This window comes from Serratia sp. NPDC078593, from assembly GCF_050268245.1.
Lineage (GTDB): Bacteria > Pseudomonadota > Gammaproteobacteria > Enterobacterales > Enterobacteriaceae > JBNNGK01.
This window is the reverse complement of record NZ_JBNNGK010000019.1, coordinates 49825-75863: the sequence shown is the minus strand read 5'-3', so window position 1 is coordinate 75863 and position 26039 is coordinate 49825. Positions and strand designations below refer to the sequence as shown.

At 50.3% G+C, this 26039-nt stretch carries 27 protein-coding genes, 1 tRNA gene and 2 pseudogenes; 4 read left to right on the top strand and 26 right to left on the bottom strand.

Going from position 1 to position 26039, the window contains the following annotated elements; translation table 11 throughout:
- Nucleotides 1-656: 656 nt before the first annotated feature.
- From ACQKDS_RS17630 to ACQKDS_RS17570, 13 genes are all read right to left on the bottom strand, one after another.
- Nucleotides 657-854 carry a DUF4762 family protein gene (locus ACQKDS_RS17630; RefSeq protein WP_399671801.1) on the bottom strand — a complete coding sequence of 66 codons (198 nt, stop codon included), beginning with the start codon at nucleotides 852-854 and terminating at the stop codon, nucleotides 657-659.
- A gap of 424 nt (nucleotides 855-1278) precedes the next feature.
- The gene (locus ACQKDS_RS17625) at nucleotides 1279-1809 is read right to left on the bottom strand and encodes a DUF3833 domain-containing protein (protein ID WP_399671798.1); all 531 of its coding nucleotides are present in this window, start codon (nucleotides 1807-1809) and stop codon (nucleotides 1279-1281) included.
- A complete protein-coding gene (locus ACQKDS_RS17620; protein ID WP_399672004.1) occupies nucleotides 1806-2327 on the bottom strand; it encodes a hypothetical protein in 522 nt (173 codons plus the stop codon). The genes ACQKDS_RS17625 and ACQKDS_RS17620 overlap by 4 nt, the downstream gene beginning before the upstream one ends.
- Nucleotides 2327-2812 (bottom strand): DUF2878 domain-containing protein, encoded by a 486-nt coding sequence (locus ACQKDS_RS17615; protein WP_399671795.1) that lies wholly within the window; start codon nucleotides 2810-2812, stop codon nucleotides 2327-2329. The genes ACQKDS_RS17620 and ACQKDS_RS17615 overlap by 1 nt, the downstream gene beginning before the upstream one ends.
- Nucleotides 2809-4029 (bottom strand): class I SAM-dependent methyltransferase, encoded by a 1221-nt coding sequence (locus tag ACQKDS_RS17610; protein ID WP_399671792.1) that lies wholly within the window; start codon nucleotides 4027-4029, stop codon nucleotides 2809-2811. The genes ACQKDS_RS17615 and ACQKDS_RS17610 overlap by 4 nt, the downstream gene beginning before the upstream one ends.
- Nucleotides 4029-4748: a DUF1365 domain-containing protein gene (locus tag ACQKDS_RS17605; protein ID WP_399671789.1), complete on the bottom strand. Its 720-nt coding sequence runs from the start codon at nucleotides 4746-4748 to the stop codon at nucleotides 4029-4031. The genes ACQKDS_RS17610 and ACQKDS_RS17605 overlap by 1 nt, the downstream gene beginning before the upstream one ends.
- Entirely contained in the window at nucleotides 4745-6004 is a 1260-nt protein-coding gene (locus tag ACQKDS_RS17600; protein ID WP_399671786.1) for an NAD(P)/FAD-dependent oxidoreductase, read from the bottom strand. Before ACQKDS_RS17600 ends, ACQKDS_RS17605 begins: the two co-directional genes overlap by 4 nt.
- Nucleotides 6001-6720 (bottom strand): SDR family NAD(P)-dependent oxidoreductase, encoded by a 720-nt coding sequence (locus ACQKDS_RS17595; protein ID WP_399671783.1) that lies wholly within the window; start codon nucleotides 6718-6720, stop codon nucleotides 6001-6003. The genes ACQKDS_RS17600 and ACQKDS_RS17595 overlap by 4 nt, the downstream gene beginning before the upstream one ends.
- Nucleotides 6717-7151, bottom strand: coding sequence for a nuclear transport factor 2 family protein (locus ACQKDS_RS17590; protein WP_399671780.1), 435 nt, complete (start codon nucleotides 7149-7151; stop codon nucleotides 6717-6719). The genes ACQKDS_RS17595 and ACQKDS_RS17590 overlap by 4 nt, the downstream gene beginning before the upstream one ends.
- Before the next feature lie 410 nt (nucleotides 7152-7561).
- On the bottom strand, nucleotides 7562-8290 hold the full coding sequence (locus ACQKDS_RS17585) for a MerR family transcriptional regulator (protein ID WP_399671777.1): 729 nt from the start codon (nucleotides 8288-8290) through the stop codon (nucleotides 7562-7564).
- Between the two features lie 164 nt (nucleotides 8291-8454).
- Entirely contained in the window at nucleotides 8455-8946 is a 492-nt protein-coding gene (locus tag ACQKDS_RS17580; protein WP_399671774.1) for an Hcp family type VI secretion system effector, read from the bottom strand.
- Nucleotides 8947-8968: 22 nt separating this feature from the next.
- Complete coding sequence (locus ACQKDS_RS17575) at nucleotides 8969-9295, bottom strand: DUF1493 family protein (protein ID WP_399671771.1); 327 nt, start codon at nucleotides 9293-9295, stop codon at nucleotides 8969-8971.
- On the bottom strand, nucleotides 9289-9753 hold the full coding sequence (locus tag ACQKDS_RS17570; RefSeq protein ID WP_399672003.1) for an STM2901 family protein: 465 nt from the start codon (nucleotides 9751-9753) through the stop codon (nucleotides 9289-9291). Before ACQKDS_RS17570 ends, ACQKDS_RS17575 begins: the two co-directional genes overlap by 7 nt.
- Before the next feature lie 124 nt (nucleotides 9754-9877).
- Between ACQKDS_RS17570 and ACQKDS_RS17565 the strand changes: the two are divergent.
- Both ACQKDS_RS17565 and ACQKDS_RS17560 read left to right on the top strand, forming a co-directional pair.
- A pseudogene (locus ACQKDS_RS17565) lies at nucleotides 9878-10195 on the top strand (DDE-type integrase/transposase/recombinase); the annotation flags it as partial.
- Between the two features lie 42 nt (nucleotides 10196-10237).
- A pseudogene (locus ACQKDS_RS17560) lies at nucleotides 10238-10573 on the top strand (phage polarity suppression protein); the annotation flags it as partial.
- Nucleotides 10574-10795: 222 nt separating this feature from the next.
- On the opposite strand, the gene gapS4b reads toward ACQKDS_RS17560, so the two are convergent.
- From gapS4b to gpt, 9 genes are all read right to left on the bottom strand, one after another.
- Complete coding sequence (gapS4b, locus tag ACQKDS_RS17555) at nucleotides 10796-11905, bottom strand: GapS4b family protein (protein ID WP_399671768.1); 1110 nt, start codon at nucleotides 11903-11905, stop codon at nucleotides 10796-10798.
- 4 nt (nucleotides 11906-11909) lie between these two features.
- Nucleotides 11910-12827 (bottom strand): GapS4a family protein, encoded by a 918-nt coding sequence (gene gapS4a / locus ACQKDS_RS17550; RefSeq protein ID WP_399671765.1) that lies wholly within the window; start codon nucleotides 12825-12827, stop codon nucleotides 11910-11912.
- Nucleotides 12820-14007, bottom strand: coding sequence for a tyrosine-type recombinase/integrase (locus ACQKDS_RS17545; RefSeq protein ID WP_399671762.1), 1188 nt, complete (start codon nucleotides 14005-14007; stop codon nucleotides 12820-12822). Before ACQKDS_RS17545 ends, gapS4a begins: the two co-directional genes overlap by 8 nt.
- Nucleotides 14008-14171: 164 nt before the next feature.
- Nucleotides 14172-14247 (bottom strand) — tRNA-Thr (locus ACQKDS_RS17540).
- A gap of 211 nt (nucleotides 14248-14458) precedes the next feature.
- A complete protein-coding gene (gene proA, locus ACQKDS_RS17535) occupies nucleotides 14459-15712 on the bottom strand; it encodes a glutamate-5-semialdehyde dehydrogenase (protein ID WP_399671759.1) in 1254 nt (417 codons plus the stop codon).
- 9 nt (nucleotides 15713-15721) lie between these two features.
- Nucleotides 15722-16825 carry a glutamate 5-kinase gene (proB, locus tag ACQKDS_RS17530; RefSeq protein WP_399671756.1) on the bottom strand — a complete coding sequence of 368 codons (1104 nt, stop codon included), beginning with the start codon at nucleotides 16823-16825 and terminating at the stop codon, nucleotides 15722-15724.
- A gap of 109 nt (nucleotides 16826-16934) precedes the next feature.
- On the bottom strand, nucleotides 16935-17336 hold the full coding sequence (gene crl / locus ACQKDS_RS17525) for a sigma factor-binding protein Crl (RefSeq protein WP_399671754.1): 402 nt from the start codon (nucleotides 17334-17336) through the stop codon (nucleotides 16935-16937).
- Nucleotides 17337-17396: 60 nt separating this feature from the next.
- The gene (frsA, locus tag ACQKDS_RS17520) at nucleotides 17397-18644 is read right to left on the bottom strand and encodes an esterase FrsA (RefSeq protein ID WP_399671751.1); all 1248 of its coding nucleotides are present in this window, start codon (nucleotides 18642-18644) and stop codon (nucleotides 17397-17399) included.
- Between the two features lie 274 nt (nucleotides 18645-18918).
- The gene (gene gpt, locus ACQKDS_RS17515) at nucleotides 18919-19377 is read right to left on the bottom strand and encodes a xanthine phosphoribosyltransferase (protein ID WP_004954923.1); all 459 of its coding nucleotides are present in this window, start codon (nucleotides 19375-19377) and stop codon (nucleotides 18919-18921) included.
- A gap of 336 nt (nucleotides 19378-19713) precedes the next feature.
- On the opposite strand from gpt, the gene pepD reads away from it, so the two are divergent.
- Nucleotides 19714-21174 carry a beta-Ala-His dipeptidase gene (gene pepD / locus ACQKDS_RS17510; protein WP_399671747.1) on the top strand — a complete coding sequence of 487 codons (1461 nt, stop codon included), beginning with the start codon at nucleotides 19714-19716 and terminating at the stop codon, nucleotides 21172-21174.
- A gap of 28 nt (nucleotides 21175-21202) precedes the next feature.
- On the opposite strand, the gene dinB is transcribed toward pepD, so the two are convergent.
- Nucleotides 21203-22267, bottom strand: a complete 1065-nt coding sequence (gene dinB / locus ACQKDS_RS17505; RefSeq protein WP_399671743.1) for a DNA polymerase IV — start codon at nucleotides 22265-22267, stop codon at nucleotides 21203-21205.
- A 188-nt stretch (nucleotides 22268-22455) separates the two neighbouring features.
- On the opposite strand from dinB, the gene ACQKDS_RS17500 reads away from it, so the two are divergent.
- Complete coding sequence (locus tag ACQKDS_RS17500; RefSeq protein WP_399671740.1) at nucleotides 22456-23352, top strand: glycerophosphodiester phosphodiesterase family protein; 897 nt, start codon at nucleotides 22456-22458, stop codon at nucleotides 23350-23352.
- Between the two features lie 187 nt (nucleotides 23353-23539).
- Here the strand turns inward: ACQKDS_RS17500 and nqrM are convergent, their stop codons facing one another.
- From nqrM to nqrF, 3 genes are read right to left on the bottom strand one after another with little or no spacing between them, the layout of a single operon-like run.
- Nucleotides 23540-23767, bottom strand: a complete 228-nt coding sequence (nqrM, locus tag ACQKDS_RS17495; protein ID WP_399671738.1) for a (Na+)-NQR maturation NqrM — start codon at nucleotides 23765-23767, stop codon at nucleotides 23540-23542.
- A 7-nt stretch (nucleotides 23768-23774) separates the two neighbouring features.
- Nucleotides 23775-24806: an FAD:protein FMN transferase gene (locus ACQKDS_RS17490; protein WP_399671735.1), complete on the bottom strand. Its 1032-nt coding sequence runs from the start codon at nucleotides 24804-24806 to the stop codon at nucleotides 23775-23777.
- On the bottom strand, nucleotides 24807-26030 hold the full coding sequence (gene nqrF, locus ACQKDS_RS17485; protein ID WP_399671732.1) for an NADH:ubiquinone reductase (Na(+)-transporting) subunit F: 1224 nt from the start codon (nucleotides 26028-26030) through the stop codon (nucleotides 24807-24809).
- Between the last annotated feature and the right edge of the window lie 9 nt (nucleotides 26031-26039).

The window sequence follows — 26039 nt, the reverse complement described above, 5'->3', positions numbered from 1 at the left end:
GGAGCGAACATGTTCGCCCCTACGTTTTAGCAACGTGGTCAACTAATCCGTCATCCAGCCCCACCCACCGCGTAGGGGCGTGGCACGTCGCGCCCATCACGATCAATATAACGCTGGCTGCGGGGCGAACATGTTCGCCCCCTACGTTTTAGCAACGTGGACAAATTATGCATCTTCCAGCCCACCCACCGCGTAGGGGCGTGGCACGCCACGCCCGTCACGATCGCCTAACGCTGGCTGCGGAGCGAACATGTTCGCCCCTACGTTTTAGCAACGTGGTCAACTAATCCGTCATCCAGCCCCACCCACCGCGTAGGGGCGTGGCACGTCGCGCCCGTCACGATCGCTTAACTCTGGCTGCGGGACGAACATGTTCGCCCCCTACGTTTTAGCAACGTGGACAAATTATCCGTCATCCAGCCACGCCAGCTTAAAAATGAGGTGAACGCGGTACCACAGCAACTGATTTGGGGAGTGAGTGACAGGAAAGGGGGGGATATCAGACTATACGGAGCGCGGGTGCACGGTAAGACTCGCAGCTGCATGACATCTTCAAGCCACAAACATCCGGGGTTTTGCCAAGGCGATCACAGATTAACCGAGGGGGAAAAACAGGGTGTGGCAACAACGCCACACCCTAAACTAATACTTAGTTACTAAGCGGTGATACCACAGCGTTGGTTAGCTACGAGGCGGTAAGTTTTCTCAGAACGGCCATATTTGTTAGTGCACTGAGAAACAGCGGCACACATGGTCGTACCACCGATAACGGTTTTTTCGTAGGTGGTAGAAGAACAAGTACGGAAAGTACCGCCAATAATGGTGGCCGCTTTTGTCATATTTAACTTTTTCATTGTTATATCCTTATAGAATTACCAATAAATCGATTTCATTTTACGCTAATCGATACGGTAACATTCCCAATCTCCACACGTTATTTCCGTGAAATTAAAAATATTCGATACCGACCAAGCGCTACGAATTATAGGTATCGATAAAATTAATAGTCAATCTTATTAACAAGTAAAGAAAAAATCAGGAATTTTCTTAAAAATAAAACGGTTAAATAGGGATTTAATCTTATTAAATGAATTAGGATAAATCGTAGTATTACGCCATTATTTAATTATTAATTGAAAATTATAATACCAATACACAGACTTAAGCAATTAAATATTCAACCCACATGAATCACCATTTGTCACAAATGACATGCGGAATATAACAAACCATCATAAAAAAATTCGCGTTACAGAAATAGCGATCGCCCTATCACCTTCACAATCTCTTTTTAGTAAAGAACAGCGTAATGGTACCCACGGTAACACCCCATTTTTTCATTTCCGTCTTATTAAATAAATGCGTGTCATCCTGCAAATACATCCAGTCGTCAAAGTGTAATAACCAATTTCTTCCATCCGCTTTAACATTCATGCTGTACTGCCAATGAAAAGCATTGCCAGCGGCCTGCCCTGTGGCTATCCCTGCAATATCCCCAGCGGTGCCTTGATAACGATCGGAGCCCAAACGCCGAATGTGCCAAACGCGCTGCTGTTTTTCTCCATCATCATAGACAAACTGCTCACGCAGCGTTAGCGTGTCACCGACAACATCGCCGTCAATCTCAACGTGGAATCGCCGTAATTGTTTACCGCTGCGGTCCTGCACCATGCCCCAGGCTTCGCTTTTACCCTGAAAATAGCTAAAAATATCGAGCCGTGGTTGTTGGCCTTGAAAGTCGCTGAGGTCAGCGCTGCACCCCGTCAAGAGCATCACCAGAGCCAGGCTAAAGGTCAAAAACGCTTTCATTGTTTACCTCCGATGAGTTGCTGACGCAATTCGGGATAACGGGTACGTGGATCTAACCAAATGGCCAGAAAATTCTCGCTAAAAGCCGTCGACTGGTGCGGGCCCAACGGCGTAAAGCCGGTTTGCGTAGATGATGCACGATACCAGAATTGCCCTTTGCCCTCGTGCAACACAAAAGCCAGTTGCGAACCTTTACTGACATCGGGCCAAAGCGCGTTTAACCTGCGCAACCATGTTTCGCTTTGTGGCTGTAGCCTGCCCATCGCTTGCCACTGTTCGCGGGTAGCATCAACCAAGTCGGTTCTATCGATACTGCGTTGGTAGGTAATAATGAGCGCTTGAGAGTGCCGCAGACCGTGAAAATGACCATCAGGCGACCGTAATTGCGAGTGATAAACGGTGAATGGCCCCCACTTCAACGTGGCATCACCGACTTTACGCCAGTTCAACCAGTCGTCAGCCTGAGCGGGTAACACCGGCACCGCGAACAACCACACCCACAACAACACTGTGCGCATCATCCATACCTCCCGATCAGTGAGTGGAAACACAGCATCAACACGCCCCATCCCACCGCCATGCCGCTCAACACAAGGGAACTCGGCGCAAGAAATACCATTGCGCCCAACCTTTCACCGATAAAGTACGCCAGCGGCCCCCCCAAACTCGCCATCAACGCCAACACCCAAATGCTCAACCTAGAGTTAGCCGTAAGCACCACCCAGACGCAGGCAAACATTAGCCAAAGCGCCATCATCCAAAGCGGCAACAGGCCATCGCCGTTAAATTGGATCAACCCGCTGACGGCCCACAGGCTATCCAACAGGCCGCCAAATATGGCAAGCAACATGGCGTAAATACGTTGCCGCGGCTTAAGCAGCATATAGGCCAACAGGGCAAGCGACAGCCAGAGCCAAACCGCTCGTTCACGGAACACCACCACGAGCGTCCAATAGATATCAAACGCAATAGCCAATGCCACCGCCGGCACAGCGCGCTTCATACACGCTCGGCGGTAATCTGCACTACGCTGATGGTGCGGGCATTAAAACCGGCCTCGCAGTAGCCCAGATAATACAGCCACATACGGCGAAAGCGCTCATCGAATCCCAATCTTTCTATCTCGGGCCAGGCCTGTTCAAAGCGTTTACGCCAATGCACCAACGTTCGCGCATAATCCGCGCCCATATCGAACAGGTTGCGGATGACGAAATCCGTATGTCGGGTCATCACCTGGCTCATTGCCGTAATACACGGCAAAAAGCCGCCGGGAAAAATGTAACGCTGGATAAAGTCCACGCTTTTGCTGTAATCGGCGTAGCGTTGGTCTTGGATGGTAATCGCCTGGATCGCCATTTTCCCTCCAGGACGTAACCGCGCCTGACAGGTCGCGAAAAACGTTGGCAAAAACGATTTTCCTACCGCTTCGATCATCTCCACCGATACCAGTTTGTCGAACTGCCCAGTTAAATCGCGGTAATCAGACAGCAGTACCTTAACCCGGTGTTGCAAACCCGCGCGGGCGATACGCGCCACGGCATAATCATACTGCTCGCGCGACAGCGTCGTCGTGGTGACCTGGCAGCCGTATCGCTGAGCCGCAAATTCTGCCAACGCTCCCCAGCCCGTTCCAATCTCCAGTAAATGATCGTCCGCCGTTAGCGCCAGTTGATCGCACAAGCGCTGCATTTTTTCCTGCTGTGCCGAAAAAAGATCCTGCGTTGGCGAGGTAAACAGCGCGCTGGAGTAAAGCAGGTTCTCATCAAGAAACTGCTGATAGAACGCGTTACCCAGATCGTAATGGGCGCTGATATTTTCCCGCGCATTGTGTCGAACATTGCGGCGGGCCCAGTGACGTAGCCGTTCAACCGGGCGCCCCAGCAGACGGAAGCCATTTTCCAACCGCCCCAGCACTTGGCTGTTTAACGCGATAATCTGCAGCACCGCCGTCAGTTGGTGGGTTTCCCACTCGCCGTCCATCCACCCCTCTGCCGCAGCCAGGCTGCCACCAGTCATCAGCCGCCAATAAATTGCCGGTGACAGCACCGTGACTTCTGCCACCAAGCTCGCCTCTGGATCGCCAAAATGGAATGTCTGTGTTCCCTCACGCACGATCAATGCACCATGACGCAGCCCCGCCAGTAAACGGAAAAGCAGCCAACGTGCCACGCGCGCATTGCGTGGGATCGCGGTCTCAATCGCATAGACAGGATCGGTCATCAACGTTCACTCCTACTGGCAGGATGGTGATGAATCGGCACGCGCTTTAACCACAGCAACAGTGCCTGCCAATAAATCGCCACCACGGTTTTCAATGTCATAAACGGTATTTTACGTAACATCCTTTTAAGCACTGGACGCGTTAGCGGCTGACGCACCAACATTAATGTGGCGTCGAACACTTTTTCTGCCTGATGATTTTCAATATGCATATGCAGCGTTTTTCCCGGGCAGCGAAACCGCCAGTGATACACCATATCCATTGGATTAAAGGGCGATACATGAAACGCTTTTTCCGTTGGCCGTTTCTCCTGCGCATCGACGGCATAATAATGGCGTTCATTCCACGGTGTATTACGCACCTCAAACAGAACCCAACGCAAAACATCCTGTTGGTCAAAAAAGTAATAAAAATTGACCGGATTAAAATGGAACCCCAAATAACGAAGCTGGGTTAGCAACATGACTTTACCGGCCGGCCTCTCACCGGTCAGCGTTTCTAGCCGCGCCAGCGCCTGCTGTTTTAACGGCGTACCCAATGGATAATCGCTATCGTAAAACGATGCCGCCGCAAACCGGTTATGCCGAATCCCCACCTGATCCAGCGTAGTCAGTTCATCCAGATCGAGATACACCATAAAGAGGTGATAGCGAAAGTGATGCACACGCGGCTGCCAGCGGCGATGGCGTAACACACCGTGATAGAGGCAACTGTTCATTGTTGCCCCCCATTCGCGATGCCGTTCACCACATCCAGCGCGCTGCGTACACCATCTTCGTGAAAACCGTTGTACCAATAAGCCCCGCAATACCAGCTACGTTGCTGACCATTGATCTCTGCGCGGCGTAATTGCGCTTGCCAACTTTGGCGATTGAAAAGGGGATGCTCATAAATAAAACGCTGCCAAACATAGCGCTCATCAATCGTTGAGTCGGGATTTAGCGTTACGCAAAACAAGGGGCTGGCTTTTGCTAATCCCTGCAAAATATTCATGTTATAGGTTACACAGGCGCGCGCTTCATCATGCTCACTGAGGCGGTAATTCCAACTGGCCCACGCCTTTTCCGTTACCGGCAACCAGCGTTTATCGCTGTGTAAAACCACTTCGTTACGCTGCCAAGCGATACCACCAAGTATCTCGGTTTCCGCATCGGTTGGGTTGGCTAACAACGCCAAAGCCTGTGCGGAATGGCAGGCGAAAATCACTTGATCGAAAACCAACGTTTCATCTGCCAGAGTAATCTCAACGCTGTCGGCATGACGAACGACCTGTTTTACTGGCGCGTTGACGCGCAGCGTCAGCGCATCACCCCGTTGCGCCAGCAAGGCACGCACGTACTCCCGTGAACCACCCGGCACTACATACCACTGAGGGCGCTGGGTCACATCCAGCAAACCGTGGTTTTCAAAAAAGCGTAAAAACAACGCCAATGGAAAGCGGCGCATCTCTTCAAGTGAGGAGGACCAAATAGCCGCCCCCATCGGTAAAATATAATGGCGAGCAAAAAATGCATTAAAGCCGTGACGATCCAGAAACGTCTGTAACGTTTCATCGTTAGCGGTCGCGTCCTTCAGCGCTCGCTTTGCCAAACGATTAAAACGCACAATGTCCCGCAGTAACCGCCAGAAACGTAGGTTGAACAGATTACGGCGTTGTGCAAATAGCGACGCCAGTGAATGGCCGTTATATTCAAGCCCACTCAGCGGGTTATGAACGGAAAAACTCATCTCCGTTTTTTGCCCTGTGATACCCAACTCGCTGAGTAAACCCATAAAACGGGGATAGGTACGATCGTTGTACACGATAAACCCGGTATCGATCGCAAACTGGCCGGCGGGGGTTGTGACATCCACCGTCGCCGTATGGCCGCCCACGCTATTTTCGGCCTCAAACAGCGTGACCTGATGATGCCCGGCCAGACGCCACGCGCAGGTCAGCCCGGCGATACCGCTGCCGATAATCGCGATATTCATCCCCGCACCAGCCTGCGTAACAAAGCACGCTGAAGGGAGGACGGTAATCCGGCTAATAGACGCAGTATTAGGCCAAAGCCTGTGGGGAAAGCGATATGCGCTTTCTCTTGTTTCAAGCCGCGGCGTATCGCCTTAACGGCGTGTTCAACGCTCACGATGCCCGGCATTGAAAAATCATTTTTCTGCGTCAGTGGCGTATCCACAAAGCCGGGAGAGACGACCGTGACCGCGATCCCTTTTGGTTCCCAATCCAACCTTAAGCTGTCGGCAAACCAGGTTAACGCCGCTTTGGATGCGCCGTAGGCCTCCGCGCGCGTAAACGGCAGCCAGTGCGCCATTGAACTCACCAACACGACCCGGCTACCGGGCAATAACTGCGACTGAAGCGCCGACAAACAGTTCACCGGGCCAAGAAAATTGGTGGTCATCACGCGGGAGACGAGATCGGTATCGATGATCCCTTGATCAAGGTATTCGCAGGTTCCCGCGCAGAGCACCGCCAGATCGACATGGCAATCCGCCAGCGCCTCACGGCAGGCATCGGCATCGGTCATATCAAACTGACGCAGGGTAATACGTTGGCTGTACTGCTGTAGCACGGCAAGCCGTGCGGCATCGCGCCCGCAGGCAATCACGTGATAGCCGTCATTGGCAAAGGATTTTGCCAATCCTTCGCCAATGCCAGAACTTGCGCCAGTAATCAGCACGGTTTTCATGCGCTTACCCTCTGCTTAATACGGCGAATGGCCCACCCCAACAGCGGAATATGCGCATAAATCATCTCGCCAGCATCGTAATAATCGCGCTGTTGGATGACCTGCGCCCCTTGTACCACGACCATTGAACACCCCGGCAGCGTGAGCGCCTTGCCCCCCGCCATGCGGGGATGCGACCAGTGCATCACCCAACTCACGCCGAAACGGCGGCCATCACCAATCGGTTCATCGATATCAAAACGGCATTGCTCCACATTTTCCAGCAGATGCGCGAAATAACGTTGAATGGCGTGTAGCCCAGCATGGCGGCCGAAGGGATCGTTCAACACCGCCTCGGGATGGTAGAGCGCAGGCAGTGCGCTAACCGACTCGGCATCCAGCGCGGTATAAAATCCGACGAACTTGTTTATCACGGGCTGTAGGGTGCTCATCGGTTCTCCCCTCGCCGGACGTTCCGGCAATTAAACTGGATACCTTAAACTTACACAATCAATAAAATTTGTCCAAGTTTTTACCCGATGTTTTTTACTTGGCTTTGATATCAATAGGATAATTTTGTACAAGGTACGGTTTCCGGTATTGGACAGATAACACATCCAAGCACTGCCGCTGCGTTTGAACCGGAATTTCACCGCGGTTTAGCATCGTGAGGTGGATAGGCACGGATTATTTGGCGATCTGGATGAGATCAAACGCGCTCGCGACGACGAGCCGCTGAGTAATGGGAAGGATAAGGATTGAGCCGTGTCGGCAGCGTTAGGCTACCGATGCGGTTGTGGCAGTCGTCAAAAATCACCGCAATGCCGCTGTTACCCAGCAAGCGGCGACGATGATAGGTGAATTACAGCGTGATAACCTCAAGAGAAACAACCGCTTTACGCCATTGCAAAATTTGCTTTTCCCGGGCAAGCGATAATTCCCCAGGGACCACCAACAGCCAGTGACGATCCGGGAAAACTTCTGGCGCCAGCGCTGTTGGCAATGCGGGAAGGACATCGATACGCAGCCCTTTGCCCGTTCGCTTAAGCGCCTCCAGCCATACCTCACAAGGATCTTTTACGTGCCAACCGCTCAGCAGATAATTATCACCCGGAGATTTTCTATCGCCTTCGAGACAAAAAGAGGTATAAGCGATGATGATGCCATCGAGAACTTCACGCAGCGTCACCATAGTGGGAATATTCGCGGATACCTGACTGCGCAGCGGTCGCAAAACTTCGCTAACCAATTGCTCTCTTGGGTATTCGCGGCCTGAGTCATAAATTAGCTGCCGCAGTGACTCGATACGCCCGTCATGGAGCCGTTGTAGCATGGCTTCTTGCAACACAAGCCAGTTGTTGGTTTTACGCAGTGCGGGGCGATCCAGCAGCGGTTTCACCTGGCTGACCGGCACCCCCTTTTTCACCCAATCGAGGATTTTCAACGCCTGTTGAACATCCGTTTCGCTGTAAAGCCGATGCCCGCCCTCTGTGCGTAGTGGCTTGAGCAAGCCATAGCGGCGCTGCCACGCCCTGAGTGTGGTGGCATTGATCCCGCAAAGTTTGGCAAACTCGCCAATCGAGTAGGTCATAACGGACATCCGTACTGAATCATTTATCTCACTATACTACGAATAATTTCGTGTTGAATGCATCTCTGAAATGGGGGAATGGCGAAGGAAGCGGGGTAGAATGCGATTAAATTTGAGCGTTAGTTTAACGTTAGAGCGGAAAACGCTGCAAAATGCCACCTTTCTTATGTCGTCGCCGTCGAACGCTCATTCCAAGCGTCATGCGCTAATAGATTGCCGTCTTTATACAGATGAGTGATCTTCTCGTAGTTTAATGCAACCTCTTCCATATGACCCGTCCCCGGACAACCTCGCGTATCGTGCATAACAGGGCTGACAGAAATCACTTTCACACTCTCTAGCGTGATCCGATAATACTCCGCCTCTTGCCCCGCATCGTTGATAAAGTAGAAACGAAACTCAGCAGATTGAAGCGTTTGCCCCGTTGCGGCGGCCTTGAAAAGATATGGCGAAGCGCTATCAAGCTCTTTTGTAAACTGGAAAGGCGAATGCTGACGCGTGCCAGTCACTTTCCCCGTCATTGGATCTGTTGGCAGCGTTAAATTATGGTGCAAACCCCGTAGCTCAATACTCCCTTCACGGCCAGCAACATCAGAAGAACCACGGATCACCGCACCACCGTCATCAGTCAAAAATAAATGTACAGGTACTGCCATTTTTAAAGCTCCTTGCTTATGATTAGTCGTACAACCATTTCCCGGCTTTTGCTGACTCGATCAACATACCGATAGTGAAATCAGGAACGAGCATAGGTTCCGTTTTCTTAAACGGATTCCATGAAAAAGGAACGTCTGGGAAGTAGGTTTTGATCCTAAAGCGACCCCGTTCAACATTGAATTTTTGGAAGAAGTCATTTATCAGATCTTCGGCTTCAAGCTCATCAATGCCCAAATCAGTATCAAGATCTGTTTCTGGTGTTAATTCCACCTGCTTGATGTTGAACAAATACGTGCCAGCGTAAGGCCGTACAAGCTCGTAAATCTGCTGCTCGATACTGTCTACCATAACTTATCGTTGCCCCGCGCGATGGTGTTGTAATCGCGTATAGTACGATAGGTGATCTGTGAAACATCAGAAGAAAGAATGATCACACCGATCAATGGAAGCGAACGACCAACAAATGGTGCAATGTTGTGAACCATGACACGACGAGCCGTCCACGGCGTGTAACCACCCAACCAAGTAGGTAACGAGATACCGAAAGGAAATTTCGTCTTTTTAAATACTGCTCGTGCAGCTTTTGAAGCGTATGAGGTGCCTTTCGTCGCGTTGGCGAGCTTACCTCTTGTACCTAAGTTGTTTCTTCCCGACACAATAGCAATAACAGCACCAAAATCAGCAGCACCTATACCAAATTGAGTTGCAGTATTCTCACAAAAAATCATAAACAGGAGCTCGGCAGCGCTCAGATTAGATTTTCCAGCATAGAAGTACGTTCCGTTAAGTTCCTCTACCGTATCCATTGCACATTCCCTTATAAACTCTGCGCAAAAAGCAATCATAACGACTGCAAAAAGTACAATCATTGATCTAACCACCTGATTTTATAAGATAGGGTCTTATTGCCTGTGAGGGTGAGACAACGTGCGAAACGAGGCCGAACCGCTGGTCATGCCAGAAACGTTAAACCAGAGTTGGTCCGTTGATTTCATGCACGACGCTTTGATTTGCGGTCGTCATTTTCGCACGTTCAATGTCGTTGATGACTTTAATCGAGAGGCGTTGTCGATTGAAATAGACCTGAACCTACCCATTCCACGAGTGGTTCGTGTCCTCGATAGGATCGCGGCAAACTGCGGCTATCCTAAAATGCTTCGCATGGATAATAGCCCGGAGTTTATCTCTCTGATACTCGCTGAATGGGCAGAAAAGCATGCAGTAAAGCAGGCGTTTATCAAACCGGGGCTGTTACAGCTCACCGTTCCGCCATAATCAGGAGAAACGCTCGTGACCGCCATGACGCTACAGCAAGCCTTTGAAGACTGCCTGCGCCTGGCTGCCCCGTAATACAGGAGCTGGCCGGGCCGAACAGGAATACCGCGAACTCATTGCCACCGGTGATGACAGCCGCCCCGGAGTCTGCAAACCCTGCGCGATATTATCGACGTGAAAACATGGGAAATTAATCAGGCGGCTGGTCGCTATATTCGCTCGCATGAGAACGTGCAGCGCATAAGTATCCGCAACCGGCTGAATGATTTTATGCAGGTGCACTGCACAGAGCTGGCCGCCGCGCTTGCACCTGAATTAATGGGTTATAACAGCCAGAATCCCGCCGCCCTTGCCTGCGCCAGTTCTTGCGCGGCCTGACGACACTTATGCACCTGCATTAAAAGCGGCCCCTTAAGCGCGCAGGCGTGGCGGGGAGAGCATTGCGCGCTGGAAATATAAATAATTATATATTCCACTTAAAGTAAGTGCCGATTTGAAGAACAATGACAATTACGTGTTAAAGCCACCTTTTTACGCGGCCTTAACACATTAATCTAAAAATCACCAAACGAATTAATCAGCGACAAGCTTATATAAATCATAGGCTTTTACTTTTTTTGCTTCAATAGTTTTCATAATACTGGCTTTGATTTCATTAATTTTTGAAACAGAAGCACCTTTGCCATTAAATGCTTTAAAATCAATAACAAGCTCAGCAACTTCTGATTTCTTAGTTGAATACTCAGGAAATTCATATGAGATCTTACACTCTGCGTCATAGTCAATATCTTGCATTGTGTAACTGGCCACGAGCTTTGATATTTTCAGATTTGGGTGAAGGCTTTTATTTCTGAAGAATATTGACTCACCTAAAGTACCTTTTAATTTTAATTCTTCAATATTTCTCTCTAACCACTTTAGATCATCTGGAAAAGTGGTTGTTTCATCCGGATAGAAATCAACATCTATAATTTTTTGAAAATAAAATTCGTTTTGGACATGAGATTTGGCAATATTCTCAAGAAATTGTATTCTTTTAGCATTATCAAAATGATTAAACTGAATTTTTAATATCTCAGAGTCTTGCTTAATATGTCCTTGGGCCTTCAAATGGGAATTTAATCTTCTAAGTATTTTATCTGCAACTAACTTTGTTTCTTGAGATGTGTGATTGAGAGAAATATTTACTTCGACATCATCTTTCTTCTCACTATTTTTTTCCAATTCAATTCTACCAGAAAAATACTGTTCTGCTTCATGCCAACCATTCATTAGATCTATACGTTTTATGGTGAAGTCTAAAGCTATAGAATCATCATTATCTTTTACATAAAAGTCAGAAACATTTGTCACTTCATAATTACAAAAAGGATCATCTACCAAATCAGATAGGTTGAAATCATCACCTATAGAATCAATTAAAGACTCTTCTGAGTCCCATTTCAGAGTCCTCATGTTAATTTTTGCGCTATGTTCTTTGGTTTTAATTCTATCCTGAAGAAAATAGTACTCCGACGGACTCACTAGAGTTTTAATCAATAATGGAACTGTATTGTTTTTTTCGTCACTAGAGCAAAATACTCCTCTCCCTCGTAATACGGACTTTACTTCACTTTTACTTATCTTTGATTGAGACAAGAGAGTTTTTAAATTATCGCCACTTGGCAAAATCATAGAATCCATTATCTTACCCTCTAAAATCGGTATTGTAAGAATCAATTTCAATATTTATCTCTCTATCAAGAGACAAACGCAATCTGTCCAAATCTTCTTTAGCATTCAGCTTGTTATAATGACTAAATACGAATAAAAGATTTTTAGATATATCAGCTACTAAATCCCTTGTACATGATAGTAAATGCTCAATACCATCAGCGGAAAATGGTTCAGATGAAACCAAACAAATAATAGGTTGTTCTTGATTACCTCTTTCAATGATAAAAGGAATTATTGGGGAAGAAATATACTCAACTGGGAAGATTTTCCCAAAATACCGTTTACCAGTAATGGTAAGATTTAGAGATGTTGGAGGATAGAAAAAATTAACTTTATCATCCCCGTATTTATTCTTTATATAAGTAATACTCTCATATAAAAAAGATGCTCTTTTATTATCCACAACATGTATAGTTCTATATTTAAGATCACTGCTAATTTGTGAACTCTTAATAGAACTAATAATATCTTGTTTATCCGGGTTACTGTCATTATTAATGTAAAAAAGAACACCCGTATCAACTTTTTTACAACCATTATATCGACCAGCAGAAATCATCTGCTGATTGATTTCTTTTTTTAGCGAGGATTTTGCATAACACTCTATAGCTGTAGCAATATCTTCAAAATGACTTTTAAAGATGGAAGCCACTTTAGAATAAGGATTTGAAGAATACTTTGATGATACTATCACATTCTCTATAGTCTTTGATTCTAACGGTGAATTATAGACAAATAATGCATCGATACCATGTGTGTTTTTTTCATGTTTACGAGTGTGGCAGTCAACATATTTATTTACCGCATGGTTCTCCCACCCAAATATATTAAGAAAATGCGAGACTATGTCCTCACCATAATCCCCTACTAGTTTAGAAAACTCACCCATGAGACCATCCTTTTATGTTAAATAAAAAACTTGAATACCATTGAAGCATTGACCGCCGTTTTTCAATGTATTGAGCATGATTATAAGTTCCTCGAATACAATTTTTATCTACGTGGGCTAATTGCATCTCAATCCATTGTGAGTCATATCCTTTCTCATGCAAGATGGTAGAAAGCGTATGCCGAAATCCATGACCTGTAACACGTCCTGCATAACCTATGCGCTTAATCAGTTGATTTATGCTGGCCTCGCTCATCGGCTTGTTCGGATCGTTCCGCCCCGGAAATGCATAACGATAATTCCCTGTCATCATTTTGAGTTTATTAAGTAAATCTAACGCTTGAAACGACAGTGGCACAAGGTGTGCCCTACGCATTTTCATCCTTTCTGCTGGAATTTCCCAAATAGCGTTATCCAGATCAAACTCTGACCACAATGCCGCACGTAATTCGATGGTTCTCACGCCCGTAATCATCAATAATTTCGTAGCAATCTGGACAAGCCGACTACCTGTGTAACTGTCTAAAGCACACAGAAAATCAGGTATCTCATCATCCTTTAAGAACGGGAAATGATTGGATTGATGTACTTCAAGAGCACTGGAGAGATCTGCTGCAGGATTAAATTCAGCCCTTCCTGTAGCAATGGCATAGCGGAAAACCTCTGAGCATCGCTGCCGAACTTTGCGCATTTTTTCTAATGCACCGCGCTTTTCGATTTTACGCAGTACATTAAGCAGTTCTAGCGGTTTGATTTCGCCGACAGGTCTCGTACCCACGTAAGGAAAAATATCGTTCTGAAACGCTTCCATGATATCTGACGCATATCCTGCCGACCATTTGGCGGACTTCATCTGATGCCACTCTGTGGCTATCTTTTCAAACGCGTTTTCGGATTCCGTTTGCAAAGCAATCTTCTGCTCTTTTCTAACCTCACTCGGATTCTTTCCTTCCGCGACCAGTTTGCGGGCATCGTCACGTCGAGAACGCGCATCAGCGAGTGTGATTGTTGGATAAACACCAAGCGAGATCATTTTGGGTTTACCGGCAAAACGATAACGGAATCGCCAGCTCTTGCTTCCATTAGGTTCAATAAGCAATGAAAGCCCTTGCCCATCTCCAAGTGTATAGGATTTAGCTTCAGGCTTAGCGCGGCGAATCTGCATATCGTTTAAAGGCATGTGTATAGGAATCCCAGACCGAACAGGAACATATACACAATCCTATACACATTCTGTATCGGATTCTACTGGATAGTTACGGATGACGAGGGACTGAAAAGCAGTAAAATTTTTTATAAATCAGGGTGGTTATGGATGAATACGGACGTTTGGGGAAGTTGAAATGGTGCCGATAATAGGAGTCGAACCTACGACCTTCGCATTACGAATGCGCTGCTCTACCAACTGAGCTATATCGGCTTTATGAGGTTAGCTTGTAAATGCAAACCGGGGGGCGGTGAATAACCTATGCAAAATCCTACGGTGAGTCAATAGCCTGCTAATCGTTCGCTGAATATCACATCAACCGTATACCTTTTGTGGATTAAAAACCTCACTCCCCCTTAGATACCACAAAGGCACAGCATGCTGTGCCTTTGATTTGTCTATCTCACTCACTCAGCCTCTAGCGCTAACTGCGGGTTAAGTCGTCGCCATAGCCAATCCACTTGTAGGTGGTCAGTGCATCAAGCCCCATCGGGCCGCGCGCATGCAGTTTTTGCGTGCTGACGGCCACCTCGGCACCTAAACCAAACTGGCCACCGTCGGTGAAACGGGTACTGGCATTCACATAAACCGCAGAGGAATCCACCGCCCGCACAAAGTGTTCAGCATGGCTCAAAGAACGCGTCAGAATCGCATCAGAATGGCTGGTGCCATGGGTGCGGATATGGTCAATGGCCTGATCAATGTTATCAACCAGCGTCACATTCAGATCCAACGATAGCCATTCATCATCGTAATCCGCCTCTGCCACGGCCACCACGTTGGCAGGGCCATCTTGCAACAGCGGCATAGCGTTGTCGCTGGCGTGCAGCGTTACGCCTACCGCCGCCATACGTGCGCTCAGTGCCGGTAAGAAACTGTTGGCGATGGTGCGGTTAACCAGCAGCGTCTCTACCGAATTACACGCGCTTGGCCGCTGAATTTTCGCGTTCTCGATCACCGCCAGCGCTTTGTCATAATCCGCGCTATCATCCACGTAGATATGACACACGCCAATGCCACCGGTGATTACCGGGATGGTGGAGTGCTCGCGGCACAGTTTGTGTAAGCCAGCGCCACCGCGTGGAATCAACATATCCACGTAGCGATCTAAGCGCAGCAACTCATTGACCAGCGCGCGATCCGGGCTTTCAATCGCCTGAACGGCCGCAGCCGGTAAGCCACACTGTTCCAGCGCCTGTTGGATCACTTTTACCGTCGCCTGATTGGTGTTGTGCGTCTCTTTGCCACCGCGCAGGATCACCGCATTACCGGTTTTTAAGCACAGGCTGGCGACGTCGATCGTCACGTTAGGTCGCGCTTCATAAATAACGCCAATGACGCCTAACGGTACGCGCCGGCGTTCCAATTTCAAGCCGCTGTCCAATAGGCTACCGTCCAACACGTGCCCCACCGGATCGCTCAGGCGGCACACCTGGCGCACGTCATTAGCGATGGCCGCCAAACGCGCGGGGGTCAATAACAGGCGGTCGAGTAGCGCTTCACTCATTCCGCTGGCGCGTGCCTGCGTCATATCCTGTTCATTCGCCAGCAAAATCGCTTCGCTGTTGGCTTCCAACATGTCGGCCATTACCGCCAACACCTGGTTTTTTCTCGCCGTGCTCAGCACCGCCAGTTGCCAGGATGCCTGCTTCGCGGCCTTCCCCATCTGCTCTAGCATGCTCACTCCTTAACTTACGATCATATCGTCGCGGTGCACGGCGACGGGGCCGTATTCATAACCGAGAATCTGCGTGATGTCTTGCGAGTGATGGCCCGCGATCATGCGCATCGCATCACTGTTGTAGCGGCTAACGCCGTGAGCCAAATCGCGGCCAGCCAAATTACGAATGCGGATCACTTCGCCACGGGAGAAATCGCCCTTCACTTCCCGTACACCTTTGGGCAGCAGCGAACTGCCGCGCGCCATAATGGCTTCAACCGCGCCGTCATCGACGGTGATTTCACCCGCCGGTGGTGCGCCAAAGATCCAGCGTTTGCGGTTTTCCAATGGTGTTTCCAACGCATGAAAACGGGTGCCGACCGGGTTGCCGTCCATCACGTCGGCGATCACGCCCGGCTTGCTGCCAGCGGCGATGATCACATCGATACCCGCGCGGCAAGCGACATCCGCCGCCTGCAACTTTGTGCCCATGCCGCCGGTTCCCAAGCCGGATACGCTATCGCCAGCAATGGCTCGCAACGCATCATCTACACCGTGGACTTCACGGATCAGTTCGGCCTGCGGATTATTGCGCGGATCGGCGGTGTATAACCCTTGCTGATCGGTTAATAACAACAGTTTATCGGCGCTGGCGAGGATCGCCGCCAAGGCCGACAGGTTATCGTTATCACCGACTTTGATTTCTGCGGTAGCCACCGCGTCGTTCTCATTGATTACCGGAACAATTCGGCTATCCAATAATGCGCTCAGGGTATCGCGCGCATTGAGGAAACGTTCGCGGTCCTCCAAATCGGCACGCGTCAGCAACATTTGGCCTACGTGAATGCCGTAAATAGAAAACAGTTGCTCCCACAGTTGAATCAGGCGGCTCTGCCCAACCGCGGCCAATAGCTGCTTCGACGCGATAGTGGCGGGCAACTCGGGGTAACCCAAATGCTCACGCCCTGCGGCAATCGCCCCGGAGGTGACAATAACAATGCGGTGTCCCGCTGCATGTTGCTGTGCGCATTGGCGCACCAGTTCGACAATATGAGCACGGTTCAGACGCAACGATCCGCCGGTCAACACGCTGGTGCCCAATTTCACAACCAATGTCTGGCTGCCGTTCATAATTATTCGCCGTTGAAAAAGAAGAAATGCAAAGGACTTTGTAACAGGAGAGACGCGTTATGCCAACAGGCACAACGCGAATTCAGCGCAATTGTTCGGGGAAAGGGGGTTAAGCAGAAAGTTTGATCGGCTGTTCTTTAAAATCGTCAGCCGGTTCCAGCGCCAGATCCATGCTGGCCAGCAGCGCCGCCAGGCGCTGATGAAAATCACGCAGCGTGGTTTCTAGCTTCTGTTTTACTTCAGCACTCTTAATGTTTTCCGCTTGCCAGTTCCCCTCTTTATTGAAGAGGCCAAACTGATAAACATAGGTGAAACGTGATTCATCCGCTTGCAGTTCGATCCACCAGCCCCAGAACTCACGCAGCTCGGGTTCGGGTTTAACGTTGACGCAAACGGCTAAACAATCAAAGAAAAACCGGTCATTCTCACATTGCCCTTCGCGTAGGTACGGCCCTAAGCTGGCAAATTTTTTCATTAGTCGGCTTTTAGGGTGACCACTCGGTAATGTCATGCTTCAACCTCCTCAATGTAGATACCTCTTTTTAACAAATTGTTAAAAATTAGCAACTATTTAACGCATTTTCTCGTTTAACCAGTCGCTAATTTGCTGTAGCGCGTGGTGGAAACTGCGGTATACCGGAGTACGTGGAATCGCTAACAGTTTGCCGTCCAGTGAAGACGAAGCGATTAACTGCGCCTCTTGTTTCGGGCTAAGCGGATCGTTATCCCAATAACCAGCCAACATCGGTGTTGAACAACGACGGCCAAGCAGCCCTTGCATCTTCAACGAGTAACGATTGAGTTCCATCTTCAATATATGATCGGAGGCGTCCGGCATCCCCATACGGCTGGCCAACACATCCATATACATGTCAGGCACCCGCTGCTGATTACGCGCGTCGCAAAGAATGCCGTGCACTACCGGACCGAGGCAAGCAACGCCACGCAGACGATGTGGCTCCAAATACGCCAGCCGCACAGCGACGTTGGCACCGAAACGGAAGCCAAAAGCGCTCACCCGCTGATGGTCAACCCAGGGTACCGAAGACAACTGCTGTAACACTTGCTGGTGTAAAACGCTGGAATCCTGCGTCAACTTCCACTTGGATGATGCACCAATTGACGGCATATCGATCGTCAACATCGCAATACCGCGCGGCGCAAAGTAGTCACTGAACAAGCGATGATAATCGGTTTGTAAGGTATCGAGGCTGCCGCACATCAACACCGTGGGGAACGGCGCGCTGCCGTTATCCGGCATATGCAGGAAGCCGGTAATTGGGCTACCGCCTTCGATGTTAAACGTCAATTCTTTAAGCTGATACGGTAGCAACAATGCCGCCTGTTCATACGCGCGGTTAGCCAGCGTTTCCGCCTGTTCTGCTAACTCATCGCCTTTCAGGTGCGGGTAACCCGCAATGCTGTAAAAATTGCTCGCGTTGAGCCAATACTTACCACCCAGCAGCGGATCGGCCTGCTCTATCGCCCGTTGCTGCCATTGCATTCCCTGATGCACCCATTCGTAAATCCAGTTACCGTTACGGTAACCGACCACGGTGTCCAGCCGTTGCTCATCGCTGTGTTCCGCATTCGAGACCGCGATACGTGACAATACTTCGACAATCTCGACCGGAGAGACGCCGCGCCAGGTCCATAACAGCCGGTTAAGCATGCGGTACCAGTGGCAGGCGGTATCACCTTCCAGCGGTGTATGCATGTTGGCACCGATGCTACGCTGCGCTCGGAGGATCAGCGTTGATGTCTCGCGGTGTTTGAATTTGGGTTTAAACAGAATTTCAGAAAGGTTGGCTTGTGCCATGATAACAACAGCCTCCATCAAGCTGGCCGTAGGCTGCAAAAAGCCTACTTAACTGGAGGTAGTGTACCTAACTCTGGCGGTATAAACCAAAATATACCGGGCCATCGCGGGGAATTTACAGAAGATGACGATAGGCTTAGCGGGCAGATACTGTGCTGGAGGAACAGCGTTCACTTAACGCCGGCACATGGGCTTGCGCCGACGCGGACGTGCACTCTGTGGAGAATTCGATCTAAAACGCCCGGCAACACCGGGCGTTAAGACAGACGGTTACTTAGCGGCCGCCGATCGGTGGCACGAAGCTCACCGCCATATCCCACGGCTGTTCGATCCAGGTATCCTGAGGGATGTCGACCACGTAATCATCGACCAACGGGCGACCCGCAGGTTTAGCGAAGATAGTAACAAAGTGGGCTTTCGGGTACATTTCGCGGATTGCTTTCGCCGTGCCGCCGGTATCCACCAGATCGTCAACCACGATGAACCCTTCACCGTCGCCTTCGGCACGTTTGAGCACCTTCATTTCGCGCTGGTTGTCATGGTCATAGCTGGAAATGCAGACGGTATCGACGTGGCGAATACCTAACTCGCGCGCCAACAGCGCCGCCGGTACCAAACCACCGCGACTTACCGCGATGATGCCAGTCCATTTATCGGCAGGCAGCAGGCGGTGCGCCAGTTTGCGCGCTTGCATTTGCAACATATCCCAGGTAACAACGTATTTTTCGCTCATAGAATGGTGTCCCAGCCAGCTTTGAAGTGGCTTACTCAGTGATCAGGGGAAAAAAGGTTGCGCGAGATTATAGAGACTGAGCGCGATGAATACCAGTTTAACCGAGGAATTCATGCGGATTTCCTCGCTGCATAATGCCGGTAAAACCGGCGCTCACGGGTGCCAAGTACGCGTAAAACATCAGGGTAACGCTCAATAAACCGCCCGATACGACACGCGCACCCGCAGGAATAAAATGATATTCTCTGCGTATCGTGCCGAACAGGCACACATGCCCATTAACCTAACCACACGGTATTCGCGCAACGTGTTGAATGCCGTAACAGGAGACTTAACGTGTCTGAACTGTCTCAACTTTCGCCACAGCCGCTGTGGGATATTTTTGCCAAAATCTGCTCGATTCCACATCCGTCTTATCATGAAGAACAGCTGGCACAACACATTGTTGAGTGGGCCAAAGAAAAAAACCTGCACGTAGAGCGCGATCAGGTTGGCAATATTTTACTGCGCAAACCCGCCACGCCCGGTATGGAAAACCGCAAGCCGGTAGCTTTGCAGGCTCACCTGGATATGGTGCCACAGAAAAACAACGATACCGTTCATGATTTCGCGAAAGATCCGATTCAACCTTACGTTGACGGCGAGTGGGTGAAAGCCCGTGGCACCACGTTGGGTGCCGATAACGGCATCGGGATGGCCTCTGCGCTGGCGGTCTTGGCGGATGAACGCGTGGAACACGGCCCGTTGGAAGTGCTGCTGACCATGACAGAAGAAGCGGGCATGGACGGAGCGTTCGGTCTGCAACCGGGCTGGCTGCAAGCCGATATTCTGATCAACACCGATTCTGAGGAAGAAGGTGAAATCTACATGGGCTGTGCGGGTGGGATTGATTTCATCACAACCCTGCCATTGCAACGCGAAGCGCTGCCAGCCGATTACCAAACGCTGAAGCTGACCATCAAAGGGCTGAAAGGCGGCCACTCTGGCGCAGATATCCATTTGGGGCTGGGTAACGCCAACAAATTGCTGGCGCGCTTCTTGTTTGATCATGCACCACAGCTCAATCTGCGCCTGCTGGAACTGAACGGCGGTACGTTGCGTAACGCAATCCCGCGTGAAGCCTTTGCTACCGTCGCAGTGCCTGCCGATCAAGCCGACGCGCTGAAAGCGCTGAGCCAAGCCTTCCTCACTACGCTGCAAAATGAGCTGTCAGCCAAAGAGAAGAACATTACCGTGCTGTTGGAACCGGCCAGCAGTTCACTGCAGGCGATGACGGCCGACAGCCAGCAACGTTTTCTGGCCTTGATGAACGGCACTCCCAACGGTGTGATCCGCATGAGTGATGCGGTGAAAGGCGTGGTGGAAACGTCCCTTAACCTTGGCGTCGTCACCACTGGCGAAAACGAAGCAGAAATCATCTGCCTGATCCGCTCGCTGATCGACAGCGGCAAGGATTATGTCGTTGCGATGCTGACCGCCTTGGGCCAATTGGCTGGCGCGCATATTGCGGCAAAAGGGAGTTACCCTGGCTGGCAGCCAGACGCGAACTCACCGGTGATGCATCTGGTGCGTGAGCTGTATCAAACGCTGTTCAACAAGACGCCAAACATTATGGTGATCCACGCCGGTCTGGAATGCGGCCTGTTCAAGAAGCCTTACCCGAATATGGATATGGTTTCTATTGGGCCAACCATCACCGGCCCACACTCGCCAGATGAGCAGGTGCATATTGAAAGCGTTGGCCTGTACTGGCAATTGCTGACCGAATTGCTGAAAGCGATTCCTGAGCGCGGTTAATCGCTTCTGGGCCAGCCTCATCTGGCCCTTACACATCCCACGGCAGCAATAGCTGCCGTTCTAATTGCGGATCGAGCAACGTCACATGTAACCCAACCAAACGCACTCCACGCCCCTCGCGCCGTTGTTGCCACACCTGCCTAGCCACATCCAGTAAGTCATCCTTATGCAGCACCGGCCAGACATGTTCTTGGGTGGTCTGTTGGAAATCTTGAAACTTCAATTTCACCCCCTGCCTGGCGATGTGTAAATCTGGCTTCACTTTACGTAAGCGCATTTCCAGTTCGGGATACAGCTTCTCGACAATCAATTGTTCACAATCTTGCCAATCATGAATATCTTCTGCCAGCGTCCGTTCTACCCCCACCGACTTACGCAGCCGAACGGGAGAAACCTCGCGCTCATCGATGCCTTGGCAGCGTTCCCACAGCACACGGCCAAATTTGCCAAAACGCTTTAACAACGCGGAGAGATCGTAGTGTTGTACATCCGCACAGGTGCGCAACCCGACCTCTTCTAACCGTTTAGCCGTGACTTTGCCTACGCCGGGAATCTTACTGAGCGGCAACTGTTGCAAAAATGCCGGTACTTGCCCGGGAGTAATCACATATTGGCCGTTGGGCTTATTAAGCTCAGAAGCAATCTTGGCGAGGAATTTTATCGGGGCGATACCGGCCGAAGCCGTGAGCTGCAACTCATCAGAAATGGTCTGCCGGATCTGTTCAGCCATTAACGTTGCCGAGCCGTTACAGTGTGGGCTATCGGTCACATCCAGATACGCTTCATCTAATGAAAGCGGCTCAATTAACGCGGTGTAACGGGCAAATATTTCGCGAATATGCAGCGAAACCTCTTTATACGCCGCCATACGGCCGGGCAACAGGGTTAAATGAGGGCAAAGTTTTAACGCCATCGCCGTCGACATCGCGCTGTGCACGCCATAACGCCGCGCCGGATAATTGGCGGTGCTGATCACTCCACGCCGATCGGCACTGCCGCCTATCGCCAAGGGAATATCGCACAGGCTGGGATTGTCGCGCATTTCCACTGCGGCAAAGAAACAGTCCATATCGACATGAATGATTTTACGCATCGCGCCTCCAATAACACTGTATAAGTATACAGCCAAAATAGTAAAGCTCAAGTCTGCCAAGCGCGAGCGTCATCATTACCGCAGCATAATTTTGCGGCTGTTAAAAAAGCTTCATTTTTCAAGCGTATGATTCCTGCACAAGATGCCCCGCCAACGTAACATTGACTTGACGTCCACAAAGGTAGGTTATGATCACATTTGCCCGTAGTTTGTTCGTTATGGCATTAGCACTACTTTGCCCACTCGTTAATGCAGCCGACCACGGCGCCCCGGCGATCGTCGCCCATCGCGCTGGCACCGCCGATGCACCGGAAAATACGCTGGTCGCGATTAATAACGCGCTAAAAAATGGCGCAGATGCTATTTGGATCACCTTGCAACAATCCAAAGACGGCGTAATCGTGCTGTATCGCCCTGCCGATTTGCACTCACTGACCGACAAAACCGGCGCGGTGTCTCTCTATACTGCCGATGAGCTGGCCAACATCGATGCCGGTTGGGCTTACGGTAAACAGCAAGGACATCCGTTTCGCGGCCAAGGAATAGGGATTCCACGGTTACGTACCGTCTTAGAGCGCTTCCCCAATGTGCCGTTTTATTTGGATATAAAATCGCCAGATGCCGATCCCGCGCGGTTTGCCCACGCGTTGCTAGCCACATTAAAGCAAACCGACAGCCTCAAGCGCACACGGGTGTATTCCACCGACGCCCGTTATCTGAATGCGTTACCCAAAGCGATCAATCGTTTTGAGTCGCGGGATACCACCCGCACGCTATTAGCCAACATCACGATGGCGCATCAATGCGATATAGCGGCAAGCGGTCACTCACCGCGCTGGTATGGGCTCGAGCGTGCGCGCGATGTAGAAGTTGTAGAAAAGTACACGCTGGGCGAAGGCCGTTCAAAGGCAAAACTGGTCTGGGATAAAGAATCGATCGATTGCTTCCGCTCCAAAGGGCGCACCCACATTATTTTATTTGGTATTAATACGGCAGAAGATTATCAGCAGGCACTGGCACTCGGCGTCGACGGTGTCATGGTCGATTCACCGCTGATGGCACAGCAATTTCGTACTGCGAGGTAATAATGCGGGGTAATGGCGCTGCACGCAGCGCCTCAGACCGTAGACAAAGCCTGTTATTAGGGGGAGCATGGCGATGGGGTCGTCGTGGCGTAAGCCACCGGAGTGCCCCTCGTTATGCTAGACCCGGGTATCTCGAACTATCAGACCACGTTGTCATCACTTCTGGCGCTGCACGCAGCGCCTTAATTTACAAAATACGGTGTTTTTCTAATTGCTCACGGCGTAATGCTTCTTTCGCCATGCGCTTTTTACGTGCATCGCACGGTTCAGGGCAATCACACACTTTATCCATGCCCAATGCGGTGATACCGCCGCAGCTCCCTTGCAAGCTTTTGCGTTTAAACACGTAACCAAGCGACATGCCGCCGATAACCAGCAAGAACAGAATAAAGGTTGCAACAAATATCGTCAGCATGGTGGCCTCACTGTGCGGGTTTTAAATAAGGTTTGAAAGCATCAGAATAGCGCTCTTCAAACCCGCTGTCGGTTTTCACGATCATAAATACCGGGATACCCAACCGATTCGCTAACGCCATACCGCGTTCTGGCCCCAACACATCCAACCCGGTCGATAAGCCATCGGCCGCCATACAGTTCGGACCGATCACGGTGATCGACACCAAATGATGCGCGATCGGCTTGCCGGTCTTAGGATCGATAGTGTGAGAATAGCGTACGCCGTCTTGCTCAAAATAATTGCGGTAATCCCCCGAGGTCGCGATCGCCATGCTCCCCGGTTGTACCACCAGTTGCGCACGTTGCTCCGCCCCTGCGGTTGGCCGTTCAATCGCAATACGCCACGGCTGCTGTTTGCCGTTATGGCCCAGCGTGCGTACTTCACCGCCAATATCGACCATATAATCGGTGATATGCTGCGATTGCAGGTATTCCGCTATCACGTCCACGCCGTAGCCTTTGGCTATCGAGGACAGATCAACATACAGCTCGGGCGCGCGCTTCACCAACGCATTACCCTGCACCGCCAGTTTATCTATGCCGGTCCAACTGCGACGCTGGGCTAATTCGGCCTCACTCGGGACTTTATCAGGCCGCCCTTCTGGCCCAAAGCCCCATAGATTGACCAATGGCCCGACGGTAACGTCCAGCGCACCGTCAGTGATGCGGTTGATGCGCAAGGCTTCCGTCACCACTTTGGCCGTTGCGGCAGAGACAGGAAAAGGCACATCCGTTTCACGGCTAGCGTTAAAGCGGCTCAGCTCAGAATCTGGCCGATAGGTCGACATCTGATCGTTGACCAACTCCAAACGCTTGTCGATTTCCGTCTGTAACGTCTTCGCGGACGGTGTATCACCACCGGGTAGGTAACGGATCGAATAGTAAGTCCCCATGGTTTTACCATCGAGATTAACCTGCTCCGGCTCGCAACCGGTCAATAACAAGGTGGCGCTAAGCGCCACCAGTGTCATCCAGCTTTTCAATGCAAACGCGCGCATTTAGCCACCAAAGTCGTCAAGCATGATGTTTTCATCTTCAACGCCCAGATCTTTCAACATCTTGATTACCGCTGCGTTCATCATCGGAGGCCCACACATGTAGAACTCACAATCTTCTGGCGCCGGGTGATTCTTCAAGTAGTTTTCCAGCAGCACGTTATGGATGAAGCCGGTATAACCGGTCCAATTATCCTCAGGCTGCGGATCAGACAAGGCAACATGCCACGTGAAGTTTTCGTTCTCTTCTTGCAGATGGTTGAAGTCATCTTCATAGAACATTTCACGCGATGAACGGGCACCATACCAGAAGGTAATTTTGCGCTTGGACTTCAACCGCTTCAGTTGATCGAAGAGGTGCGAACGCATTGGCGCCATACCGGCCCCCCCGCCGATAAAGATCATTTCGGCGTCGGTATCTTTGGCGAAGAACTCCCCGAACGGCCCGGAAATGGTCACCTTATCACCCGGTTTCAACGACCAAATGTAGGAAGACATAATGCCCGGTGGCACATCCGGGTTATTCGGCGGCGGTGTAGCAATACGGACGTTCAGCATGATGATGCCTTTCTCGTCCGGGTAGTTCGCCATAGAGTAAGCACGTACTGTGGTGTCCTCAACCACCGAACGGTAACGGAACAGATTGAACTTGTCCCAATCACCCCGGTATTCCTCAGGTACATCGAAATCAGCGTAGCTGATGTCATGCTTTGGCGCTTCGATCTGAATAAAGCCACCGGCGCGGAACGGCACGTCCTCGCCATCAGGGATTTTCAGCTTCAGCTCTTTAATAAAGGTCGCTTTGTTATCGTTGGAGATAACCTCACAGTCCCATTTCTTGACGCCGAAGATTTCTTCCGGCAATTCAATTTTCATGTTCTGCTTTACGTTGACCTGGCAGGCCAAACGACAGCCTTCTTTCGCTTCACGCTTAGTAATATGGGAAAGCTCAGTCGGCAGAATATCGCCGCCGCCTTCTTTAATCACCACACGGCACTGCCCGCAAGACCCGCCGCCGCCACAGGCGGAAGACACAAAGATCCCCTGACCGGATAGCACGTTGAGCAACTTATCCCCCGCCGGAGCGTGGAAGCTTTTATCTTGATCGCCGTTCACTTCTACGGCCACGTCACCGGTGTTCACCAGTTTGGACTTGGCGAACAAAATCAGTAGCGCTAACACCATGACGATGCAGGTGAACATCGCTACGCCTAAAATAATTTCCATAAATTTCCC

Coding starts and splice junctions, on each gene's coding strand:
- ACQKDS_RS17630 (WP_399671801.1), bottom strand. CDS start 854: ATGAAAAAGTTAAATATGACAAAAGCGGCCACCATTATTGGCGGTACT.
- ACQKDS_RS17625 (WP_399671798.1), bottom strand. CDS start 1,809: ATGAAAGCGTTTTTGACCTTTAGCCTGGCTCTGGTGATGCTCTTGACG.
- ACQKDS_RS17620 (WP_399672004.1), bottom strand. CDS start 2,327: ATGCGCACAGTGTTGTTGTGGGTGTGGTTGTTCGCGGTGCCGGTGTTA.
- ACQKDS_RS17615 (WP_399671795.1), bottom strand. CDS start 2,812: ATGAAGCGCGCTGTGCCGGCGGTGGCATTGGCTATTGCGTTTGATATC.
- ACQKDS_RS17610 (WP_399671792.1), bottom strand. CDS start 4,029: ATGACCGATCCTGTCTATGCGATTGAGACCGCGATCCCACGCAATGCG.
- ACQKDS_RS17605 (WP_399671789.1), bottom strand. CDS start 4,748: ATGAACAGTTGCCTCTATCACGGTGTGTTACGCCATCGCCGCTGGCAG.
- ACQKDS_RS17600 (WP_399671786.1), bottom strand. CDS start 6,004: ATGAATATCGCGATTATCGGCAGCGGTATCGCCGGGCTGACCTGCGCG.
- ACQKDS_RS17595 (WP_399671783.1), bottom strand. CDS start 6,720: ATGAAAACCGTGCTGATTACTGGCGCAAGTTCTGGCATTGGCGAAGGA.
- ACQKDS_RS17590 (WP_399671780.1), bottom strand. CDS start 7,151: ATGAGCACCCTACAGCCCGTGATAAACAAGTTCGTCGGATTTTATACC.
- ACQKDS_RS17585 (WP_399671777.1), bottom strand. CDS start 8,290: ATGACCTACTCGATTGGCGAGTTTGCCAAACTTTGCGGGATCAATGCC.
- ACQKDS_RS17580 (WP_399671774.1), bottom strand. CDS start 8,946: ATGGCAGTACCTGTACATTTATTTTTGACTGATGACGGTGGTGCGGTG.
- ACQKDS_RS17575 (WP_399671771.1), bottom strand. CDS start 9,295: ATGGTAGACAGTATCGAGCAGCAGATTTACGAGCTTGTACGGCCTTAC.
- ACQKDS_RS17570 (WP_399672003.1), bottom strand. CDS start 9,753: ATGGATACGGTAGAGGAACTTAACGGAACGTACTTCTATGCTGGAAAA.
- gapS4b (WP_399671768.1), bottom strand. CDS start 11,905: ATGGATTCTATGATTTTGCCAAGTGGCGATAATTTAAAAACTCTCTTG.
- gapS4a (WP_399671765.1), bottom strand. CDS start 12,827: ATGGGTGAGTTTTCTAAACTAGTAGGGGATTATGGTGAGGACATAGTC.
- ACQKDS_RS17545 (WP_399671762.1), bottom strand. CDS start 14,007: ATGCCTTTAAACGATATGCAGATTCGCCGCGCTAAGCCTGAAGCTAAA.
- proA (WP_399671759.1), bottom strand. CDS start 15,712: ATGCTAGAGCAGATGGGGAAGGCCGCGAAGCAGGCATCCTGGCAACTG.
- proB (WP_399671756.1), bottom strand. CDS start 16,825: ATGAACGGCAGCCAGACATTGGTTGTGAAATTGGGCACCAGCGTGTTG.
- crl (WP_399671754.1), bottom strand. CDS start 17,336: ATGACATTACCGAGTGGTCACCCTAAAAGCCGACTAATGAAAAAATTT.
- frsA (WP_399671751.1), bottom strand. CDS start 18,644: ATGGCACAAGCCAACCTTTCTGAAATTCTGTTTAAACCCAAATTCAAA.
- gpt (WP_004954923.1), bottom strand. CDS start 19,377: ATGAGCGAAAAATACGTTGTTACCTGGGATATGTTGCAAATGCAAGCG.
- dinB (WP_399671743.1), bottom strand. CDS start 22,267: ATGCGTAAAATCATTCATGTCGATATGGACTGTTTCTTTGCCGCAGTG.
- ACQKDS_RS17500 (WP_399671740.1), top strand. CDS start 22,456: ATGATCACATTTGCCCGTAGTTTGTTCGTTATGGCATTAGCACTACTT.
- nqrM (WP_399671738.1), bottom strand. CDS start 23,767: ATGCTGACGATATTTGTTGCAACCTTTATTCTGTTCTTGCTGGTTATC.
- ACQKDS_RS17490 (WP_399671735.1), bottom strand. CDS start 24,806: ATGCGCGCGTTTGCATTGAAAAGCTGGATGACACTGGTGGCGCTTAGC.
- nqrF (WP_399671732.1), bottom strand. CDS start 26,030: ATGGAAATTATTTTAGGCGTAGCGATGTTCACCTGCATCGTCATGGTG.